Origin of the sequence: Pseudomonas sp. TH34, assembly GCF_016650865.1 — a bacterium.
In the GTDB taxonomy this organism is placed as follows: domain Bacteria; phylum Pseudomonadota; class Gammaproteobacteria; order Pseudomonadales; family Pseudomonadaceae; genus Aquipseudomonas; species Aquipseudomonas yamanorum.
The window spans coordinates 145001-165126 of record NZ_JAEKFB010000022.1; the positions used below are offsets into that span (position 1 = coordinate 145001).

A 20126-nucleotide genomic window follows, 5' to 3' on the forward strand; every position below is an offset into this window, starting at 1 on the left:
AATCAAAATCACCAAAATGTAGCGACCTCTCACCATTTTGACGCACTTGACAGGTTCCCAATATGAGCAACATTTCCTATTGCAAATCAGACGCTTGAGACATGCCTCTTGACGGGGCCGGTAAATAAAAATAATTGTGTTGCACCAGATTGAGTCCTGAGGGTTCGGACAACTTCTGCGTTATTTGGCCTGAGTAACGCTGAAAGTAACGAGGGGCTCTTCGGTCGAGACAATAAAGCTGATAAACATCAGCGAGTTATATAAGCGGTGCGGGAAGGGCAACGGTTTACGGCACGGTTATTGAGTGCGGTGGCGGTTGGCCGGGTCCCGGATGTCATGTTGTCAACGAGGTACTCCGGCCATCCCGTGCACGTCACGGGGTGAGCAAAAATAATTCGAAAAAACCGTGGAGCGGCCATGCAACAGAACAGATCGCAAGTCATTGAGCGCAACGGCCTGTACGAACTCGACGCCGGCCCCGACGTCCTCGACAGCCCCCGCTACAACCACGACATGGCACCGACCAAGGTGCGCGAACGCACCTGGAACAAGTGGCACATCACCGCGCTGTGGATCGGCATGTCGGTGTGCGTGCCGACCTACACCCTGGGCGGCGTTCTCACTGCGTACTTCGGGTTGTCGGTGGGCGAGGCGCTGATGGCGATCCTGCTGGCCAATATCGTGGTGCTGATCCCGCTGACCCTCAACGCCTTCCCCGGTACCAAGTACGGCATCCCGTTTCCGGTGTTGCTGCGCTCGTCCTTCGGCGTGCTCGGTTCCAACGTGCCGTGCCTGATTCGCGCCCTGGTGGCGTGTGGCTGGTTCGGCATCCAGACGATGTTTGGCGGCCTGGCGATTCACCTGTTCCTGGGGTCGATTTTCGAGGGTTGGAAATCCCTTGGTGGCACCGGTGAAGTGATCGGTTTCATGATCTTCTGGACCCTGAACCTGTGGGTGGTATTACGTGGCGCCGAGTCGATCAAATGGCTGGAAACCCTGTCGGCACCACTGCTGGTGGCCGTGGGGATCGGGCTGCTGGTGTGGGCGCTGCCGAATGTCTCGCTGACCGAGCTGATGGCGATCCCGCCCAAACGTCCCGAAGGCGCCAGCCTCACCGGCTACTTCATGGCGGGCCTGACGGCGATGGTGGGTTTCTGGGCCACCTTGTCATTGAACATCCCCGACTTCAGCCGCTACGCCAAGAGCCAGAAAGACCAGATCCTCGGGCAGATTTTCGGCCTGCCGCTGACCATGTTCCTGTTCGCCGCCCTCGGCGTGATCATGACCGCTGCCTCGGTGAAACTGGTGGGCGTCAGCGTCTCCGATCCGGTAACCCTGATCGGCCATATCCAGAGCCCGGTGTGGGTAGCCGTGGCCATGGCGCTGATCATCATCGCCACCTTGTCCACCAACACCGCGGCGAACATCGTCTCGCCCACCAACGATTTCCAGAACATCGCCCCCAAGCTGATCAACCGCACCACGGCGGTGGTGCTCACCGGCCTGGTGGGCCTGGCGCTGATGGCCCACGAACTGCTGAAAAAGCTTGGGCTGATCATCTCCGATGTGAGCCTGGAAACCGTCTACTCCAACTGGCTGCTGGGTTACTCAAGCCTGCTGGGGCCGATTGCCGGGATCATGGTGGTGGACTATTTCATCATCAAGAAACAGCAACTGGACCTCGCCGGCTTGTACCGCGATGACGTGTACCCGGCGTGGAACTGGCATGGCTTCCTGGCCTTTGGCGTGCCGGTGGTGCTGACGCTGTTGTCGCTAGGCAGCGACGCGTTCAGCTGGTTCTACAGCTATGGCTGGTTCACCGGCTCGGCGCTCGGCGGGTTGCTGTATTACGCCCTGTGCATGAAGCGCGGGGCCCGTGTGGTCGCCGTGAAAACACCTTTGTGAACACGGTCAGTGTGGGAGCTGGCTTGCCTGCGATGGCATCGCCCCGGTGCAACTGAAAGACCGAGTCGCCCGTATCGCAGGCAAGCCAGCTCCCACAGTTGACCGAGTCGATTCATATAAAAAGTAGTTGAGGAGATCCCCATGAACGCTGCCGTAGACGTTCTGCAATCCACCCATCAGCACATCAACCGCGATCGCCTGTGGCTGTCCCTGATGGAACTCGCCAAGCTCGGCGCCACCCCCAAGGGCGGCGTCTGCCGCCTGGCCCTGACTGACCTCGATCGCCAGGCCCGCGACCTGTTTGTGAAGTGGTGCGAGGAAGCGGGCTGTACCGTGACCATCGATGGCGTCGGCAATATCTTCGCCCGTCGGCCAGGGCGCAATCCCAAGCTGCCGCCGGTGATGACCGGCAGCCATATCGACACCCAACCCACCGGCGGCAAGTTTGATGGTTGTTTTGGGGTGTTGGCGGGGGTGGAAGTGCTGCGAACCCTCAATGACCTGAAAGTGGAAACCGAAGCGCCGCTGGAAGTGGTGGTGTGGACCAACGAAGAAGGCTCGCGCTTTCCGCCATGCATGATGGGGTCCGGGGTGTTTGCCGAGAAATTCACCCTGGCCGATACGCTGGCCAAGACGGATGCCGACGGCGTGACCGTGGGCGATGCGCTGAATGCTATTGGTTATGCGGGATCACGTCCCGTGAGCGGGCACAAGGTCGGTGCATATTTCGAAGCGCATATCGAGCAAGGCCCGATTCTTGAGGATGAAAAGAAAACCATCGGTGTGGTGCTGGGCGCCCTTGGCCAGAAATGGTTCGACCTGAAATTGCGCGGAGTTGAGGCGCACGCGGGCCCAACGCCCATGCACCTGCGCAAAGACGCATTGGTAGGTGCCGCTGCTGTGGTCGCCGCTGTCAATGCGGCTGCGTTGGGTCATCAGCCTCACGCCTGCGGCACCGTCGGTTGCCTGCAAGCGTATCCGGGCTCACGCAACGTCATTCCTGGCGAAGTGCGCATGACCCTGGATTTCCGTCATCTGGAACCGGCGCGACTGGATTCGATGATTGCCCAGGTGCGCAAGGTGATCGACGAGACCTGCGCCAAGCACGGCCTCACGTTCGAGATGACACCCACCGCTGACTTCCCGCCGCTGTACTTCGACAAAGGCTGCGTGGATGCCGTGCGTGATGCCGCCAATGGACTGGGCCTGTCGAACATGGACATTGTGAGCGGGGCAGGGCATGACGCGATTTTCGTCGCGGAGCTGGGGCCGGCGGGGATGATCTTTGTGCCGTGTGAAGGCGGCATCAGTCATAACGAAATCGAGAATGCCGCGCCGGATGATCTGGCGGCGGGGTGTGCGGTGTTGCTGAGGGCGATGGTGGCGGCGTCGGTGGCGATTGCCAGCGGCAAACTGGCTGCCTGAGTCGCCAGGCTTCACTCCTCTCAAATGTGGGAGCCGGGCTTGCCCGCGATAGCGGTGTTTCAGACACAGTTGCAGTGCCTGACACTCCGTTATCGCAGGCAAGCCAGCTCCCACATTTGATCCAGGGTGGGCTCGAGATTTGTATCAGGCGTCGGGCTTCCAGCCTCCGCCGAGGGCTGTCACCAACCCAACACTCGCCTGCAACTGCCGCGTCTGCACCGCTTGCAATGTGCGCTGTGCCTGCAACGCTGCGGTCTGTGCCGTCACCACATCCAGGTAACTCACAGCCCCCGCCTGATAACTGTTCATCGCCAGCGCCTGGGTGTGCTCCGCAGCATTTGCGGCGGCTTGTTCATCCATTGCTTCCTGCTGCAAATCACGCAGTTGCCCAAGGTTGTCTTCCACCTCACGCACGGCTCTTAACACCTGGCTGCGATAGTGCGCCGAAGCCTCTTCAAACTCCGCCTTGGCCTGGCGCTCATTGGCGCTCAGCCGGCCGCCATCAAAGATCGGCAGATTCATCAGCGGCCCCAGCGCCCAATACCGATTGGCGGCGGAGAACAAGTTGCCCACACCTTGGGTCTGCCCGCCAATCAAGCCGGTCAAACTGAAATCCGGGTACCACGCCGCCTTGGCCACGCCGATATTCGCGTTGGCTGCAAACACCCGCCGCTCCGCCGCTGCAATATCTGGTCGACGTTGCAGCAAATGGCTCGGCAGCTGTTGGGGAATTCCCGGCAAGGCGATCAATTGCTGGCTCGGCGGCAGCTGGAATTCACTGGCCGACACACCCACCAACTCCCCAATCGCATGCTCGGTGAGATTGCGTTGACCGCGTACATCGTCAAGCTGCGCCTCGGCTTCAGCCAGCTGATTCTGCGCCCGGGTCAGGTCCAGTTCCGAGGCGATCTGGCCTTCGTACCGGCTGCGCGTCAGTTTCAGTGCCTGGCCAAAATCATCCAGCGAGCTGCTGAGAATCCGGCTCTGGGCATCCAGGCCGTTGAGCTGCACGTACAGCGTCGCTAACTGATGCTGCAGGCTCAGGCGTGCCACCGCCAAATCATCCCCGGAGGCTTGGGCCTGTGCATCACCCGCCGCCACCTGGTTGCGGATTTTGCCCCACAGATCCAGATCAAAGCTCAGCGCAAACCCCGCCGTGTTGCTGTTGTACACCGAAGGTTGGGTATCGCCCCGCAGCGGCCGGGAATCCGATTGGCGCTGACGCAACGGCTGTGCGCTGGCGGTGATTTGCGGGAACAAACCGGCATGCAACTGGCTGGCATACGCCTGGGACGCATCGAAATGCGCCAGCGCCGCCGCCAGGTCCGGGTTGGCCTTGAGCAGTTGTTCCTGCAGGTCGTTCAAGCGCTGGTCCTGGTAAAGCTGCCACCACTTCGGCGCCAGTTGGTCGGACGGTTGCGCGCTGTGCCACGGGCCATCGCTGGTCTGTTCGCGGTACTTGGCCGGCAGGTCAAGGGTTGGCGCCTTGTAGGTGGGCGCCAGCGAGCAACCGTGCAGCGCCAGCAACACCAAGGCCGCGAGGGGTTTAAGCCTTGGGCGCATGGGCACCTCCGGCGTCGGCCAGCTGCACGGCGTCGCCTTCGCGCAGGGCGTCGGGTGGGTTGTCGACTACGCGGTCGGCGGGTTTCAGGCCCTGGTCAATCACCAGGCGCTCGCCGAGGTCGAGGCCGATGTGGATGTCTTGCAGGTGCACGTGGTTCTTGGCGTCCAGTACCGCGACCTGGGTACCTTGGGCGCGGAAGATCAGGGCGCTGGCCGGGATGCTCACGCCATGGGTATCTGCCGGAATCGCCAGGGTGGCTTCGGCGTAGTCGCCGGGCAGCAACTTGCCGTCCGGGTTGTCGGCCACGAACTGCGCGAGCAGCGTGCCGGAGCGGCGGTCGATGGCGGTGGAGTCGCCCATCAGCTTCGCGCTGAAGTGTTCGCCGGGGTGCTCGGGTACCGTCAGTTGGGCGGCCAACCCGGGATGAATTACCGCCGCATAGTTCTGCGGCACCGGCACGTAGAGGCGCAGTTGGTGGGTGTCGGCGATGTCGAACAGCTCGGGATCGCTGTCGCTGTCGGCCTTGATCAACTGTCCGATGTCGGTGTTGCGCGCGGTGATCACACCGGCGAATGGCGCGCGAATGGTCTTGTAGTCTTCCAGCGCCGAGAGCCGCGCATAGTCAGCCTCGGCGGCCTGGGCGTTAGCCTTGGCAGCCAGTGCGTTGGAGGTTTTTTCATCGGCCTCCTGGCGCGATACCGAATGGCTGTCCAGCAGGTTTTTCCAGCGGGTGGCGGTGGTCTCCGCCAGGCGTGCGTTGGCCTGTTCCTGCACCATGCGCGCGTGGGTTTGTGCTACTTGCTGGTCGAGGTCGGGGCTGTCGATCTCGGCGAGGATTTGCCCGGCCTTGACCTGGCTGCCGATGTCGACTTTCCAGTCTTTCAAGTAACCGCTGACCCGCGCATGAATCGGTGCCTTGCTCCAGGCTTCCAGGTGCGCGGGCAGGCGCAGGGTGTCGCCGGCCGCGTTCTGCTTTGGCTGGAACACCAGCACCTGCGGCACGGCGGCGGTTTCGGTCCAGGCGGTGACGGATTTTTCATGCATCGTACGGGCGTGCAGGCCGTTGGCGACCAACAGGGCAGCCAGTGTCAGGCCGCCGACACCCATGAGCATCAGACGCTTGCGCGAGGGTTTGTGATCAGACGACATGTGGGGTTTCTCCAGCAGCAGCGCGAGTAGGGTGACGACCGTGGACCAAACTGAAGACCACGGGTACAAACAGCAAAGTGGCAGTGGTGGCGAGGATCAGGCCGCCGATCACGGCACGTCCCAGCGGCGCGTTTTGTTCTTCGGACAAGGCCAGCGGCAACATGCCGATGATCATCGCCAGAGCGGTCATGCAGACCGGGCGGAAACGGGTGTAGCCGGCTTCCAATGCGGCCTTGAGTGCATCGCCGTGTTCGGCCAGGCGCTCTCGACAGAAGCTCACCACCAGGATCGAGTTGGCGGTGGCCACGCCCATACAGAGGATGGCCCCCGTGAGTGCGGGCACCGACAACGAGGTGCCGCTGAGGAACAGCATCCACACGATCCCCGCGAGGGCCGCCGGCAGCGCGGTGATGATCACGAACGGGTCGGTCCAGGACTGGAAGTTGACCACGATCAGCAGGTAGATCAGCACCACCGCGCCGAGCAGGCCGAAGCTCAAGCCGTTGAACGCTTCATGCAGCGCATCGATCTGCCCGTGCAGGCTGATGGTCGCGCCTTTGGGACGCATCGGGGCCATGTCATTCAGCACTTTTTGCACATCGCTGGCGACGCCGCCGAGGTCGCGGCCTTGCACGTTGGCGTACAGGTCCAGGGTCGGTTCGATATTATAGTGGGTGACCACCGCCGGGCTTTGCACGCGAGAAATGGTCGCTACGCCGCCGAGGATTTGCGACTGGCCATCGGCACCGGTCACCGGCAGCGCTTCCAGGGACGGCAGGCTGTCGAGGCGGTACTGGGGGGTTGCAGCCACGATCGAATACGACACGCCGTTGGCCGGGTTCAGCCAGAACGTCGGCGCGGTTTGCGAGCTGCCGGCCAGGGACGCAACCATGCTGTTGGTCACGTCACGCTCGGTGATGCCCAGGCCGTTGGCGCGCATCCGGTCCACGTTGACTTGCAGTGACGGGTAGCCGGTGGACTGCTGGATACGCAGGTCGGCAATGCCCGGTACGTGTTTCAGGCGACGTTCCAGTTCCACGGCGTAGGCGCGGTTTTCTTCATCGCTGCGCCCGGAGATTTTCACGTCCAGCGGGGCCGGTGAACCGAAGTTGAGGATCTGGCTGCTGATGTCCGCCGGCAGGAAGGCGAACTGGCTGCCGGGGAAACTTTCGGGCAGGGCTTCACGCAGTTTTTTCACGTAGTCGGCGGTCGGCGCGTGGTCTTTTTTCAGGGTGACCTGGATATCACCGTCCTGTGGGCCGATGGTGCCGCTGCTGCTGTAGGCCATGTCGATGCCGCTCAGCGGGATGCCGATGTTGTCGACGATGGTGTCGAGTTCATCGGCCGGAACGATCTCGCGAATCCGCGCTTCGATCCGGTCAAACGCGGCGGCGCTTTCTTCGATCCGCGTGCCCAGCGGCAAGCGCACGTGCAGGGCCATGGCCCCGGCGTCGGTGGCCGGGAAGAAGTCCTGGCCCAGGCTTGGCAGCAGCAGGAACGATGCGAGGATGCACGCCAGAAAACCCACGATGAATCGCTTGCGTGCACCCAGGGCAAGGGTCAGCAGGCTGTGGTAAACGTCGCGCACGTTGGAGAAGTGACGCTCGAAACCCTGCTGGAAATTCAGCACTGATTGCAGTACGGCGTTGCGCTGGGGTTGGTGCTGGTCGCCCTCGTGATGGTTGATGAATTCGTCTTCCGGGTGATGGCCCTGGCCTTGCTCCGGTACGTGTGGCTTGAGCAGGAACATCGCCAGGGTCGGCACCAGCGTTCGCGACAGAATGAACGAGCTGGCCATGGCGAAAATCACCGCCAACGCCATCGGGCGGAACAGATAGCCGGCGATGCCTTGGAGCATGAACATCGGCACAAACACGATGCAGATACACAGCAGGGACACGAATGCCGGGCCGACGATTTGCTTGGCGCCGTCGAGGATCGCGTCCTTCACCGCCTTGCCTTGCTCCAGGTGCCAGTTGATGTTCTCGATGGTCACCGTGGCGTCGTCCACCAGGATCCCCACCGCCAACGCCAGCCCGCCGAGGGTCATGACGTTGAGGGTTTGCCCGGTGGCCGCCAACAGTGCGATGGCCGAGAGCACCGCCAGGGGAATCGAGGCGGCGATGATGAGGGTCGAGCGCCAGCTGCCGAGGAACAGCAGGATCATCGCACTGGTGAGCAAGGCGGCGATGATGCCTTCCTGGGCCACGCTGCCCACCGACTGTTTGACGAACACCGAGGCGTCGCCGAGCAGCGAGGTCTTCAGCGACGGCGGCAGGGTTTCATTGATGCGCGGCAGCATCTGGCGGATGCCGTCGATGATCGACAGGGTGGAGATGCTGCCGTTTTTCAGGGCCGGCATCAGCACCGCACGGTGGCCGTCGACGCGCACGATGTTGGTCTGCGGCGGCGAGCCGTCACGCACGTGGGCCACCTGGCCGATGGTAATGATCGCGCCGTCGACCGTCTTGATCGGCAGGTCGTTGAGCTCATCAATCGCCTTGGGGCTGTTGTTGAGCAAGATCGTGTATTCGTTGGGGCCGAGTTTGGCGGTACCCACCGGGATGATCTGGTTTTGCAGTGCCAGGGCGTTGCCCACGTCTTGTGCCGAGAGGCCTTTGGCGGCCAGCGCCTGCGGGTCGAGGTCGAGGGTGATCTGGCGTTGCTTGCCGCCCATCGGCGTGGGCATGGCCAGGCCGGGCAGGGCACTCAGGGGCAGGCGGATATTGTTCTGCACCAGGTCGCGGATTTTCGCTTCCGACAGGCTGGGGCTGGAGAACGCCATCTGCAGGATCGGCACCGTGGAGGCGCTGTAGTTGAGGATCAGTGGTGGGGTGATGCCCGGTGGCATCTGCTTGAGCACGGTTTGTGACACCGCGGTTACCTGGGCGTTGGCGGTGCGGATATCCACGCCGGGCTGGAAGAAAATCTTCACGATGCCCATGCCGGGTAACGACTGCGATTCAATGTGTTCGATGTCGTTGACGGTGGTACTCAGAGAGCGTTCGTAGGTGTAGATCACCCGACCGGCCATGGCGTCCGGAGACAGGCCGTTGTACTGCCACACCACCGCGACGACGGGGATGCCAATATCGGGAAATACGTCAGTGGGGGTACGCAAGGCCGCCATGGGCCCAATGATGCAGATGAATATTGCCAGCACGATAAACGTGTAGGGCTTGAGCAGTGCGGTCTTTACCAGCCCGAGCATGCCGTAACCTCCAAAGGAGTGGGATTGCAAACCCCGGCAGTCTTGCCCGACCCACCTAACACGCACCTTTCAGCCAGGTGAAGGAAGATTTAGTTAACGGCTGAAGATCCTTTCATATGTATTCATTTGTTCAACAATGGTGACAGTACCAAGCTGGATACCGATCGAACGGGAGCTGTTTCGCCTGTTCACTCTTTATCCATTTGGAGTTCTGCCATGTCTCTTAAACCCTTGTTGTTGATCCCGGCCTTGAGTGCGGTCCTGCTGTTGTCGGCATGTGCCGGCCCGATGCCTAAGGCGGACCCGAGCGAAGCCTGGATCGGCCTGCAAGAGGAGGCGCCCAACGACCTGATGGCCGAGCGGGTAGACGGTAAAAACATTAATGATGGCCGCTACTTCGAAGTGAAATCCGGCGCGCATCGCCTGGATGTCACCTTGTTTGAAGAAGAGGCGGGGGATGATAACCAGCAGGATTGTCGCGGGCATGTGACCTACGGCAACTTCAAGGCCGGCGAGCATTACACCCTGGTGGAATCCAGCCTGGGTACGACGGTGCGTGCCGAGTTGAAGGATAGCCACGGCAAGGAATTGGCGCAGACCGATGACTTCAGTTGCATGCCTGGCTAAGGCGTCAGGCGTGGTGCCCGGCGGGTTTGTGCAGCTTGCCGGGTGCTGCGGGTTTTACCTGTGGGTGATGGTGCCGGCGGGTCACGCGCATAACGCCCCAAAGCATGGCGGCGGCGACGGCCAACCAGCCACAGATCAAAAGCAGAATCGTTGTTGTCAGGCTCATAAGTGCCTCCTTTCGCCCGGTACCGGGCACACACTGTCTTCTCAATGGACAGTCTAGCTATCCGCAGGTTGCCTGCTATTGACCAATGGTCGTGTGCGTCCAACTTGTTTGCTCTATGGCGGGCCTTTTACTGCGGCACAAGGCTATACCCGCGCCCCGGAGCGTCCTATGATCAGGGCCCACGTCGGCAGTTGATCAAGTGAGTGAAGAAGTTGCGGTTTCCCTCGAACATTAAAACCTCCTGGTGGGTCGCAGCCTGTTTCATGGGGCTGGCGGCCTGCACCTCGCATCCAAAACCCACGAGCATCCCGGGCCTGCCGGAGAGCGTCGAACTCAAGGGCGTGCCGGCGTTTCGCGGCGAGACTTACCTCGGTGGCCCAGCCGCTCTGGCCAGCATGCTGTCCCAACAAGGCATTGTGATTACACCGGGGTTATTGGATAAGCCACTGCATTTGCCGGGTGCTGAAGCGGACCTTGAGCGCAACATGCAGGTGCTGGCCCGTGAATACGGGATGTTGGTGTACCCGCTGGAAGATCAGTTGCCGGCGCTGCTGGCACAGGTCGCGGCCGGGTACCCGGTGATGGCGCGTATCACCCAGGGCTCGACCTTCTGGGCCGGGCCGCGGTATGTGGTGGTGGTGGGGTACAACAAGCAGAAGAGCATGGTGTTGCTGCGTTCAGGCTTGGCGCGACGCATGCCGATGGATTTCAGCGCGTTTGAGTCGGCGTGGAAAGACGGCGGCAAGTGGGCGGTACTGATTCAGCGGCCCACCCAGTTGCCGGTCAAGGTCGACGCCCAGCGCTGGCAGCAGGCTGCCAGCGCCACGGCCCAGGCGGGCCAGGAACAGGCCGCGGCCCAGGCGGTCAAGACACTGGCCAGTCAGGCCAACTAAAAAAACGGCGCTCAAGGGCGCCGTTTTTTATGTGTGTGTTTACCAATCAGCGGGATTCGGTGACCTGAACATTCGCCCGTGGACGGTTCTTCAGGTTTTTGTCAGCCTTGTAGCGCAATGCGACGTCTGGCACCGAGCCGCTCTTGCCGGTTTCGACCCAGCTGCGGATGCGCCCGGCATCGGCAAAGTGGGTGAATTTGCCGAAGGCATCGAGGATCACCAGCGACACCGGGCGATTGCCCATGCTGGTCACCAGCACCAGGCAGTGGCCGGCCTGGTTGGTGAAGCCAGTCTTGGTCAGCTTGATGTCCCAGTTGGCGCGGTTGATCAGGTGGTCAGTGTTGGAGAAACCCAGGGTGTAGTTGGGTTTGCGGAACGAGACGGTCTTTTCCTTGGTGGTACTCAACTGGCTGAGCATCGGGTACTTGCGTGCAGCGGCCAGCAGTTTGCTCAAGTCACGGGCGGTGGACACGTTGTGGATCGACAGGCCGGTGGGCTCTACATAGTGGGTGCTGGTCATGCCCAGCGCCTTGGCCTTGGCGTTCATCGCCGCGATAAAGGCCGGGTAGCCGCCCGGGTAGTGGTGGGCCAGGCTGGCGGCGGCGCGGTTTTCCGAGGACATCAGGGCAATCAGCAACATCTCTTTACGCGGCATCTCGCTGCCGATCTTGACCCGGGAGAACACGCCTTTCATCTCTGGCGTGTCCTTGATGTTGATGTCAATGTACTCGTCCATGTTTTGCTTGGCTTCCAGCACGATCAGGCCGGTCATCAGTTTGCTCACTGAGGCGATCGGCACGATGACATCCGGGTTGCTGGCATAGATGACTTTGTTGGTCTGCAGGTCTACCACCATCGCACTGCCGGAAGCGATGTGCAGGGTGGACATGTCGCGGGGGGCCATGGTGGTTTCACTGGCGCTCGCGAAGGTGCCTGTAAATGCAAAAAATAGGCTGATGATGGAAAGATGAATTTTCACGCGGATGAACTCGCTAAAAAAGTAGGGATATACCGTTCTGCACGGACTTTCTGATAAATGCCGTTACATTTTAGGAGTATGGATCAGAAACTGTCGAATGTTCTTCTGAAAACAGATGAAAGCCCTTAAAAACAAAGAAAAAAGTACTTTTTATCCGGCCAATAAAAAGCCCTGCGATAAGGCAGGGCTTTTTCAGAGCGGCTGGTTATTAGCCGTGCAGGGTTTCGGCTGCGTACAGGGTATTTTCCAGCAGGCAGGCACGGGTCATCGGGCCAACGCCGCCCGGGACCGGGGTGATCCAGCCAGCGCGGGGCAGGGCGGTTTCGTACACCACGTCGCCCACCAGCTTGCCGTCGTCCTGGCGGTTGATGCCTACGTCGATGACGATGGCGCCTTCCTTGATCCATTCACCCTTGACCAGGCCCGGCTTGCCGGCGGCGACTACCACCAGGTCGGCGCGGCCAACGTGGCCAGCCAGGTCCTTGGTGAAGCGATGGGTGACGGTCACGGTGCAGCCGGCCAGCAGCAGTTCCATGGCCATCGGGCGACCGACGATGTTTGATGCGCCGACAACGACTGCATCCAGGCCATACAGGTCGACGCCGGTGCTTTCCAGCAGGGTCATGATGCCCTTCGGGGTGCACGGGCGCAGCAGCGGGATACGCTGGGCCAGGCGACCGACGTTATAAGGGTGGAAGCCGTCGACGTCTTTGTCCGGGCGGATGCGTTCGAGCAGTTTCGACGCGTCCAGGTGCTCGGGCAAGGGCAGCTGCAGCAGGATGCCGTCGATGGCCGGATCGTCGTTGAGGCTGTCGATCAGGTCGGTGAGGGCCTGCTGGGTGGTGTAGGAATCCAAGTCGTAGGCTTTTGAAATAAAGCCGACCTCTTCACAGTCTTTACGCTTGTGCGAGACATAAACCTGAGAGGCAGGATCGCTGCCGACCAGGATCACCGCGAGGCCCGGCGTGCGCAGGCCTTGTTGGCTGCGCTCGGCGACTCGTTTGGCGATCTGCTGGCGCAGGCTGGCGGCGATTGATTTGCCGTCGATAAGTTGTGCAGTCATTACGCGTGATTAACCATCGAGAGGGGGAAGAAAAGTGCGCGCATTCTCGCATGCCATGGCGCGAGGGCAAAGGCGCTTGGTCTGCAAATTCCCCTAACCCCTTAAATAAAATGAATTTTTTATAAAAAGGATTTGACGGGTTTCGGGTGCATCTATACTATTCGTCGCACTTGTCGGGCACAGCCTAGCACTGGTTAGTTTGTAATCCTCCAAGAGTACAGATTAATAAGGCGCCCGTAGCTCAGCTGGATAGAGCATCCGCCTTCTAAGCGGATGGTCGCAGGTTCGAGTCCTGCCGGGTGCGCCATTAGGCAGCTTTGGCACAAGTAGCGCAATATGGTGGGCGTAGCTCAGTTGGTAGAGCACGGGATTGTGACTCCCGTTGTCGAGGGTTCGATCCCCTTCGTCCACCCCATATTTAAAGGGCGCCAGATTAACAGTCTGGCGCCTTTGCTTTAAGAGCTTCATGCGGATGTGGTGGAATTGGTAGACACACTGGATTTAGGTTCCAGCGCCGCAAGGTGTAAGAGTTCGAGTCTCTTCATCCGCACCAAATAAAGTTTCGTGAAGGCTGGATGGTCGTCGCGAGGCTCAACAAATAGCCATTTTGACGGGCTTTTTGGTCACGCAATATGGTGGGCGTAGCTCAGTTGGTAGAGCACGGGATTGTGACTCCCGTTGTCGAGGGTTCGATCCCCTTCGTCCACCCCATATTTCGAAAGGCGCCAGATTAATAGTCTGGCGCCTTTTTTGTTTCAGCGGTTTGAGTTTCAACGCAGTCGCAGGTGCTGGGCTGCAAGGGCAGGGCGTTTCGTCGTATTTATGTTTCGCGATGATGCCGCACTGCTCGCTGGCCTTGTCCGCAGGGTCGGTTGTCAGGGAGATGATTGGCAGCTGCTTCTATATATAGAAGGGTTGGCGCAGAGCCCTGGCGTGATGGGATGTATTTGCTACCGGGGCGAGCTGCACTCGTGCATTCGTACCTATAAATTGCCTGCTGTTTTTTTACCCGTTTTCAGTAGGGTGACTTCTTGAGTTTGACCCACTAGAATGCATGCCCTTGATTCTGGGGTCGGAAACGGCCAGCTAACGTCTGTGCAACGAGGAATATCCATGCAAGTTTCTGTTGAAAATACTTCTGCTCTTGAGCGCCGCATGAGCATCACCGTGCCGGCCGAGCGCATCGAGACCCAGGTCAACAAGCGTCTGCAGCAGACTGCCCAAAAGGCCAAGATCGCTGGTTTCCGTCCAGGCAAAGTGCCAATGAGCGAAATCAAGCGCCGCTTCGGTGCTGATGCACGTCAGGAAGCTGTAGGTGACGTGATCCAGGCTTCCTTCTACGAAGCCGTTGTCGAGCAAAAGCTGAACCCGGCTGGCTCGCCTTCCATCGAGCCTAAGTCCCTGGAAGCAGGCAAGGATCTGGAATACGTTGCAATCTTCGAAGTGTTCCCTGAATTCGAAGTTGCCGGTTTCGATTCGATCGCCATCGAGCGCCTGAGCGCTGATGTTGCTGACTCCGATCTGGACAACATGCTGGAAATCCTGCGCAAGCAGAACACTCGTTTTGAAGTGGCCGATCGCGCTGCCCAGAACGAAGACCAGCTGAACATCGATTTCGTTGGCAAGGTTGACGGCGAAGCATTCGCTGGCGGCTCCGCCAAGGGCACCCAGCTGGTACTGGGCTCCAACCGCATGATCCCTGGTTTCGAAGACGGCCTGGTTGGCGCCAAAGCCGGCGAAGAGCGCGTTCTGAACCTGGCTTTCCCGGCTGACTATCAGAACCTGGACCTGGCTGGCAAAGCCGCCGAGTTCACCGTGACTGTCAACACCGTTTCCGAGCCTAAGCTGCCAGAACTGAACGAAGAGTTCTTCAACCAGTTCGGTATCAAGGAAACCGGCATCGAAGGTTTCCGCACCGAAGTTCGCAAGAACATGGAGCGTGAGCTGCGTCAGGCCATCAAATCCAAGGTCAAGAACCAGGTGATGGACGGTCTGCTGGCCGCCAACCCGATCGAAGTGCCGAAGGCCCTGCTGTCCAACGAAGTTGATCGTCTGCGTGTGCAGGCTGTTCAGCAGTTCGGTGGCAACATCAAGCCTGACCAACTGCCTGCCGAGCTGTTCGAAGAACAAGCCAAGCGCCGCGTTGTACTGGGTCTGATCGTGGCTGAAGTGGTCAAGCAATTCGACCTCAAGCCAGACGAAACCCGCGTTCGCGAAATGATCCAGGAAATGGCTTCGGCCTACCAGGAGCCTGAGGCTGTCGTGTCCTGGTACTACAAGAACGACCAGCAGCTGAACGAAGTGCGTTCGGTTGTGCTGGAAGAGCAAGTTGTGGATACTGTTCTGCAGAAGGCTAAGGTGACCGATAAAGCGGTCTCTTACGAAGAAGCAGTCAAGCCGGCTGAAGCAGCACAAGCCGACTGATCGCTCAACTCGTTTGAAAATACACCCATAAGCCAGCCTCGCGCTGGCTTATGCGTATTCAAGACATGACTATTTGGGAGTAACTGCAGAGCATGTTCCGTAATTCGTATATTCAGCAGAACTCTGATATCCAGGCCGCTGGCGGCCTGGTCCCGATGGTTGTCGAGCAATCTGCTCGTGGCGAACGCGCCTATGACATCTACTCGCGCCTGCTCAAGGAGCGAGTGATCTTTCTGGTTGGTCCGGTAGAGGACTACATGGCCAACCTGATCTGTGCGCAGCTGCTGTTCCTTGAAGCGGAAAACCCGGACAAGGACATCCATCTCTACATCAACTCCCCGGGCGGTTCGGTAACAGCTGGCATGTCGATCTACGACACCATGCAGTTCATCAAGCCGAACGTATCGACCACCTGTATCGGTCAGGCGTGCAGCATGGGTGCTTTCCTGCTGACCGCTGGTGCTGAGGGCAAGCGTTACTGCCTGCCGAACTCGCGCGTGATGATTCACCAGCCACTGGGCGGTTTCCAGGGCCAGGCATCGGACATCGAAATCCATGCCAAGGAAATCCTCTTTATTCGTGAGCGTCTCAACACGCTGATGGCCAAACATAGCGGGCATACCCTGGAAGAGATCGAGCGCGACACCAACCGTGACAATTTCATGAGCGCCGAAGCCGCGCGTGAATACGGGTTGATCGACGCAGTGATCGAAAAGCGCCCCGCTTAATATAAGCAGCTCAAAATAGGGCTGGTCGGCAGGTCCGACCACCAGTGGGCTTGAAAAAGCCCTCAATAGCCTTCATCTTGTGTTGCAAGCCTATCGGATTTGGATCGAACGAATGACTGACACCCGCAACGGCGAGGACAACGGCAAGCTGCTCTATTGCTCCTTCTGTGGCAAAAGCCAGCATGAAGTACGCAAGTTGATTGCCGGCCCCTCGGTCTTTATCTGCGACGAGTGCGTCGACCTGTGCAATGACATCATCCGTGAGGAGGTGCAGGAAGCTCAGGCCGAAAGCAGCGCGCATAAATTGCCTTCGCCTAAAGAAATCAGCGGCATCCTTGATCAGTATGTGATTGGTCAAGAGCGTGCAAAGAAGGTTCTGGCCGTAGCGGTGTACAACCACTACAAGCGCCTGAACCAGCGTGACAAGAAAAGTGACGATGTCGAGCTCGGCAAAAGCAACATCTTGCTGATCGGTCCTACAGGTTCGGGTAAAACCCTGCTTGCAGAAACCCTGGCTCGCCTGCTGAACGTTCCCTTCACCATCGCCGACGCAACCACTCTTACCGAGGCCGGTTACGTAGGTGAAGACGTCGAGAACATCATTCAGAAGCTGCTGCAGAAATGCGACTACGACGTGGAAAAGGCCCAAATGGGCATTGTCTACATCGATGAAATCGACAAGATTTCGCGCAAATCCGACAACCCGTCGATCACCCGGGACGTTTCCGGTGAAGGCGTGCAGCAAGCGCTGTTGAAACTGATCGAAGGTACTGTTGCTTCCGTACCGCCACAAGGCGGCCGCAAGCATCCACAGCAGGAATTCCTTCAGGTTGATACGCGCAACATCCTGTTCATCTGTGGCGGTGCGTTCTCCGGTCTGGAAAAGGTTATTCAAAACCGTTCCACCCGCGGTGGCATTGGCTTCAGTGCAGAAGTACGCAGCAAGGAAGAAGGCAAGAAAGTCGGTGAATCCCTGCGTGAAGTCGAGCCTGACGATTTGGTCAAGTTCGGTCTGATCCCGGAATTCGTTGGTCGTCTGCCGGTGCTGGCGACGTTGGACGAGTTGGATGAGGCTGCGTTGATGCAGATCCTCACCGAGCCGAAAAACGCCCTGACCAAGCAATATGCCAAGCTGTTCGAGATGGAAGGTGTGGACCTCGAGTTCCGTGCGGACGCGCTCAAATCGGTGGCCAAGCGGGCACTGGAGCGCAAGACCGGCGCCCGTGGTTTGCGCTCGATCCTCGAAGGCGTACTGCTCGACACCATGTACGAAATCCCCTCGCAGTCCGAGGTGAGTAAAGTGGTGATCGACGAAAGCGTTATAGAAGGTAAGTCCAAGCCACTGTATATCTACGAAAACAGTGAGCCGGCTGCCAAGGCTGCGCCAGACGCGTAAGCGTTGCGCCGCCGAGCTGTACAAAATAAAGGGGCCTTGACGGGCCCCTTTGTTTTTACTGCGTTTAACTGATGCCATTACGCTTGTTTTTTTTGCAGGCAGCCCCCATCTTGGTTTCAAGCTTACTTTCATCTGTCATAGAGGCGAAATCATGAAGACAACCATCGAATTGCCTCTCCTGCCGTTGCGTGATGTCGTCGTCTATCCGCACATGGTTATCCCGCTGTTCGTGGGGCGCGAGAAGTCTATCGAAGCCCTCGAGGCCGCGATGACGGGCGACAAGCAGATCCTGCTGTTGGCCCAAAGAAATCCTGCTGACGATGATCCGGGCGAAGACGCCCTGTATCGCGTTGGTACCGTTGCAACGGTCCTGCAACTGCTCAAGCTGCCTGATGGCACCGTCAAGGTGCTGGTGGAAGGTGAGCAGCGCGGTGCGGTCGAGCGCTTCATGGAAGTGGACGGCCACCTGCGCGCCGAAGTGGCGCTGATCGACGAAGTCGACGCCCCTGAGCGCGAATCCGAAGTGTTCGTGCGCAGCTTGCTGTCCCAGTTCGAGCAATACGTGCAGTTGGGCAAGAAAGTTCCTGCAGAAGTCCTCTCTTCCCTCAACAGCATTGATGAGCCAAGTCGCCTGGTCGACACCATGGCCGCGCACATGGCGCTGAAAATCGAGCAGAAGCAGGACATTCTCGAAATCATCGATTTGTCGGCCCGGGTCGAACACGTCCTGGCGCTGCTGGATGCCGAAATTGACCTGCTGCAGGTTGAGAAGCGCATTCGCGGCCGTGTCAAAAAGCAAATGGAGCGCAGCCAGCGCGAGTACTACCTGAATGAGCAGATGAAGGCCATTCAGAAAGAACTCGGCGACAGCGAGGAAGGCCATAACGAAATCGAAGAGCTGAAAAAGCGCATCGACGCCGCCGGCCTGCCGAAAGACGCCTTGACCAAGGCCACCGCCGAGCTGAACAAGCTCAAGCAGATGTCGCCGATGTCGGCCGAAGCCACCGTGGTTCGCTCGTATATCGACTGGCTCGTGCAGGTGCCGTGGAAGGCCCAGACCAAGGTGCGCCTGGACCTGGCTCGCGCCGAAGATATTCTGGACGCCGATCACTACGGTCTCGAGGAAGTCAAAGAACGCATCCTCGAATACCTTGCCGTGCAAAAGCGCGTGAAGAAGATTCGCGGCCCGGTGTTGTGCCTGGTCGGTCCTCCTGGCGTGGGTAAAACCTCGCTGGCCGAGTCGATTGCTCACGCAACAAACCGTAAATTCGTACGCATGGCCTTGGGTGGCGTGCGTGATGAAGCGGAAATCCGTGGTCATCGCCGGACTTATATCGGTTCGATGCCAGGAAGATTGATTCAAAAGATGACAAAGGTGGGTGTGCGCAACCCGCTGTTCCTGCTCGATGAAATCGACAAAATGGGCAGCGATATGCGTGGCGATCCGGCATCGGCTTTGCTGGAAGTACTCGACCCTGAGCAGAACCACAATTTCAACGACCATTACCTGGAAGTCGACTACGACCTGTCCGACGTAATGTTCCTGTGCACCTCCAACTCGATGAATATTCCGCCAGCCTTGCTGGACCGGATGGAGGTGATTCGTCTGCCGGGTTACACCGAGGACGAGAAGATCAACATCGCTGTCAAATACCTCTCGCCCAAGCAGATTGCGGCCAACGGCCTGAAAAAAGGCGAGATCGAATTTGATGCCGACGCGATCCGCGACATCATTCGTTTCTACACCCGCGAGGCCGGTGTGCGGGGCCTTGAGCGTCAACTGGCGAAGATCTGCCGCAAGGCCGTGAAGGAACATGCGCTGGAAAAACGCTTCTCGGTGAAGGTCACCGCTGACCTGCTGGAACACTTCCTGGGCGTGCGTAAATTCCGCTACGGCCTGGCTGAGCAGCAGGACCAGGTGGGTCAGGTCACTGGCCTGGCGTGGACACAAGTGGGCGGCGAATTGCTGACCATCGAGGCCGCCGTTATCCCGGGCAAAGGGCAACTGATCAAGACCGGTTCCCTGGGGGACGTGATGGTCGAATCCATCACTGCCGCGCAGACCGTGGTGCGCAGCCGCGCCAAGAGCCTGGGGATCCCCCTGGACTTCCACGAGAAGCACGACACCCACATCCACATGCCGGAAGGGGCGACCCCGAAAGACGGCCCTAGCGCAGGCGTAGGCATGTGCACGGCACTGGTATCAGCACTGACCGGCATTCCGGTGCGCGCCGATGTCGCCATGACCGGGGAAATCACCCTGCGTGGTCAGGTACTGGCCATTGGTGGCCTCAAAGAGAAATTGCTGGCTGCACACCGTGGTGGTATCAAGACCGTGATCATTCCTGAAGAGAATGTTCGCGACTTGAAGGAGATTCCTGACAATATCAAGCAGGATCTGCAGATTAAACCGGTTAAATGGATTGACGAGGTCCTGCAAATTGCGCTGCAATACGCGCCGGAGCCCTTGCCGGATGTGGCTCCGGAGATAGTTGCAAAGGATGAAAAACGCGAGTCTGACTCTAAGGAAAGAATTAGCACGCATTAATACGTTTAAGCCTGGGGGCTTCCTTGACAGCTTTTTAGAGCCCTTGTT

At 59.3% G+C, this 20126-nt stretch carries 14 protein-coding genes and 4 tRNA genes; 12 read left to right on the plus strand and 6 right to left on the minus strand.

Annotated elements, in window-relative coordinates:
* Positions 1 to 417: 417 nt before the first annotated feature.
* Together JFU58_RS17470 and JFU58_RS17475 are read left to right on the plus strand one after the other, a co-directional pair.
* Positions 418 to 1905: an NCS1 family nucleobase:cation symporter-1 gene (locus tag JFU58_RS17470; protein ID WP_003207834.1), complete on the plus strand. Its 1488-nt coding sequence runs from the start codon at positions 418 to 420 to the stop codon at positions 1903 to 1905.
* Between the two features lie 141 nt (positions 1906 to 2046).
* A complete protein-coding gene (locus JFU58_RS17475) occupies positions 2047 to 3330 on the plus strand; it encodes a Zn-dependent hydrolase (protein WP_201141377.1) in 1284 nt (427 codons plus the stop codon).
* 144 nt (positions 3331 to 3474) lie between these two features.
* Here the strand turns inward: JFU58_RS17475 and JFU58_RS17480 are convergent, their stop codons facing one another.
* Genes JFU58_RS17480 through JFU58_RS17490 form a run of 3 tightly spaced genes read right to left on the minus strand, consistent with a single transcriptional unit; the run spans position 3475 to position 9254 of the window.
* Positions 3475 to 4893: an efflux transporter outer membrane subunit gene (locus JFU58_RS17480; RefSeq protein ID WP_201141379.1), complete on the minus strand. Its 1419-nt coding sequence runs from the start codon at positions 4891 to 4893 to the stop codon at positions 3475 to 3477.
* Positions 4877 to 6043 (minus strand): efflux RND transporter periplasmic adaptor subunit, encoded by a 1167-nt coding sequence (locus JFU58_RS17485; RefSeq protein ID WP_093207981.1) that lies wholly within the window; start codon positions 6041 to 6043, stop codon positions 4877 to 4879. The genes JFU58_RS17480 and JFU58_RS17485 overlap by 17 nt, the downstream gene beginning before the upstream one ends.
* On the minus strand, positions 6033 to 9254 hold the full coding sequence (locus JFU58_RS17490) for an efflux RND transporter permease subunit (RefSeq protein ID WP_063028596.1): 3222 nt from the start codon (positions 9252 to 9254) through the stop codon (positions 6033 to 6035). The genes JFU58_RS17485 and JFU58_RS17490 overlap by 11 nt, the downstream gene beginning before the upstream one ends.
* Before the next feature lie 216 nt (positions 9255 to 9470).
* Here JFU58_RS17490 and JFU58_RS17495 point away from each other — a divergent pair, with 216 nt between their 5' ends.
* Positions 9471 to 9881 (plus strand): PA0061/PA0062 family lipoprotein, encoded by a 411-nt coding sequence (locus JFU58_RS17495; RefSeq protein ID WP_201141380.1) that lies wholly within the window; start codon positions 9471 to 9473, stop codon positions 9879 to 9881.
* Positions 9882 to 9885: 4 nt separating this feature from the next.
* Here JFU58_RS17495 and JFU58_RS17500 read toward each other — a convergent pair whose 3' ends face one another.
* Positions 9886 to 10047: a hypothetical protein gene (locus tag JFU58_RS17500; RefSeq protein ID WP_010166825.1), complete on the minus strand. Its 162-nt coding sequence runs from the start codon at positions 10045 to 10047 to the stop codon at positions 9886 to 9888.
* A gap of 263 nt (positions 10048 to 10310) precedes the next feature.
* On the opposite strand from JFU58_RS17500, the gene JFU58_RS17505 reads away from it, so the two are divergent.
* On the plus strand, positions 10311 to 10940 hold the full coding sequence (locus tag JFU58_RS17505; protein WP_093207986.1) for a peptidase C39 family protein: 630 nt from the start codon (positions 10311 to 10313) through the stop codon (positions 10938 to 10940).
* Between the two features lie 46 nt (positions 10941 to 10986).
* Here JFU58_RS17505 and pbpG read toward each other — a convergent pair whose 3' ends face one another.
* Positions 10987 to 11919, minus strand: a complete 933-nt coding sequence (gene pbpG, locus JFU58_RS17510; RefSeq protein ID WP_093207988.1) for a D-alanyl-D-alanine endopeptidase — start codon at positions 11917 to 11919, stop codon at positions 10987 to 10989.
* 208 nt (positions 11920 to 12127) lie between these two features.
* Positions 12128 to 12982 (minus strand): bifunctional methylenetetrahydrofolate dehydrogenase/methenyltetrahydrofolate cyclohydrolase FolD, encoded by an 855-nt coding sequence (gene folD / locus JFU58_RS17515; protein WP_201141382.1) that lies wholly within the window; start codon positions 12980 to 12982, stop codon positions 12128 to 12130.
* A 230-nt stretch (positions 12983 to 13212) separates the two neighbouring features.
* Between folD and JFU58_RS17520 the strand changes: the two genes are divergently transcribed.
* The 8 genes from JFU58_RS17520 to lon all read left to right on the plus strand — a co-directional run bounded on the left by JFU58_RS17520 (position 13213) and on the right by lon (position 20078).
* Positions 13213 to 13289, plus strand: a tRNA-Arg gene (locus JFU58_RS17520).
* Positions 13290 to 13321: 32 nt separating this feature from the next.
* A tRNA-His gene (locus JFU58_RS17525) sits at positions 13322 to 13397 on the plus strand.
* 53 nt (positions 13398 to 13450) lie between these two features.
* Positions 13451 to 13535 (plus strand) — tRNA-Leu (locus JFU58_RS17530).
* Positions 13536 to 13617: 82 nt separating this feature from the next.
* Positions 13618 to 13693: transfer RNA gene (locus JFU58_RS17535), tRNA-His, on the plus strand.
* 402 nt (positions 13694 to 14095) lie between these two features.
* Positions 14096 to 15406, plus strand: coding sequence for a trigger factor (gene tig, locus JFU58_RS17540; RefSeq protein ID WP_201141384.1), 1311 nt, complete (start codon positions 14096 to 14098; stop codon positions 15404 to 15406).
* Positions 15407 to 15498: 92 nt separating this feature from the next.
* Entirely contained in the window at positions 15499 to 16134 is a 636-nt protein-coding gene (gene clpP, locus JFU58_RS17545) for an ATP-dependent Clp endopeptidase proteolytic subunit ClpP (RefSeq protein WP_003174822.1), read from the plus strand.
* Between the two features lie 112 nt (positions 16135 to 16246).
* The gene (gene clpX, locus JFU58_RS17550) at positions 16247 to 17530 is read left to right on the plus strand and encodes an ATP-dependent Clp protease ATP-binding subunit ClpX (protein WP_003207856.1); all 1284 of its coding nucleotides are present in this window, start codon (positions 16247 to 16249) and stop codon (positions 17528 to 17530) included.
* Between the two features lie 151 nt (positions 17531 to 17681).
* The gene (lon, locus tag JFU58_RS17555) at positions 17682 to 20078 is read left to right on the plus strand and encodes an endopeptidase La (RefSeq protein WP_063028604.1); all 2397 of its coding nucleotides are present in this window, start codon (positions 17682 to 17684) and stop codon (positions 20076 to 20078) included.
* Positions 20079 to 20126: the final 48 nt, after the last annotated feature.

What these genes read in the sequence shown, in the direction of transcription:
- folD (WP_201141382.1), bottom strand. Translation starts at nt 12,982, where the DNA reads ATGACTGCACAACTTATCGACGGCAAATCAATCGCCGCCAGCCTGCGC.
- clpX (WP_003207856.1), top strand. Translation starts at nt 16,247, where the DNA reads ATGACTGACACCCGCAACGGCGAGGACAACGGCAAGCTGCTCTATTGC.
- clpP (WP_003174822.1), top strand. Translation starts at nt 15,499, where the DNA reads ATGTTCCGTAATTCGTATATTCAGCAGAACTCTGATATCCAGGCCGCT.
- JFU58_RS17505 (WP_093207986.1), top strand. Translation starts at nt 10,311, where the DNA reads ATGGGGCTGGCGGCCTGCACCTCGCATCCAAAACCCACGAGCATCCCG.
- JFU58_RS17480 (WP_201141379.1), bottom strand. Translation starts at nt 4,893, where the DNA reads ATGCGCCCAAGGCTTAAACCCCTCGCGGCCTTGGTGTTGCTGGCGCTG.
- JFU58_RS17495 (WP_201141380.1), top strand. Translation starts at nt 9,471, where the DNA reads ATGTCTCTTAAACCCTTGTTGTTGATCCCGGCCTTGAGTGCGGTCCTG.
- JFU58_RS17490 (WP_063028596.1), bottom strand. Translation starts at nt 9,254, where the DNA reads ATGCTCGGGCTGGTAAAGACCGCACTGCTCAAGCCCTACACGTTTATC.
- lon (WP_063028604.1), top strand. Translation starts at nt 17,682, where the DNA reads ATGAAGACAACCATCGAATTGCCTCTCCTGCCGTTGCGTGATGTCGTC.
- JFU58_RS17485 (WP_093207981.1), bottom strand. Translation starts at nt 6,043, where the DNA reads ATGTCGTCTGATCACAAACCCTCGCGCAAGCGTCTGATGCTCATGGGT.
- JFU58_RS17470 (WP_003207834.1), top strand. Translation starts at nt 418, where the DNA reads ATGCAACAGAACAGATCGCAAGTCATTGAGCGCAACGGCCTGTACGAA.
- tig (WP_201141384.1), top strand. Translation starts at nt 14,096, where the DNA reads ATGCAAGTTTCTGTTGAAAATACTTCTGCTCTTGAGCGCCGCATGAGC.
- JFU58_RS17500 (WP_010166825.1), bottom strand. Translation starts at nt 10,047, where the DNA reads ATGAGCCTGACAACAACGATTCTGCTTTTGATCTGTGGCTGGTTGGCC.
- JFU58_RS17475 (WP_201141377.1), top strand. Translation starts at nt 2,047, where the DNA reads ATGAACGCTGCCGTAGACGTTCTGCAATCCACCCATCAGCACATCAAC.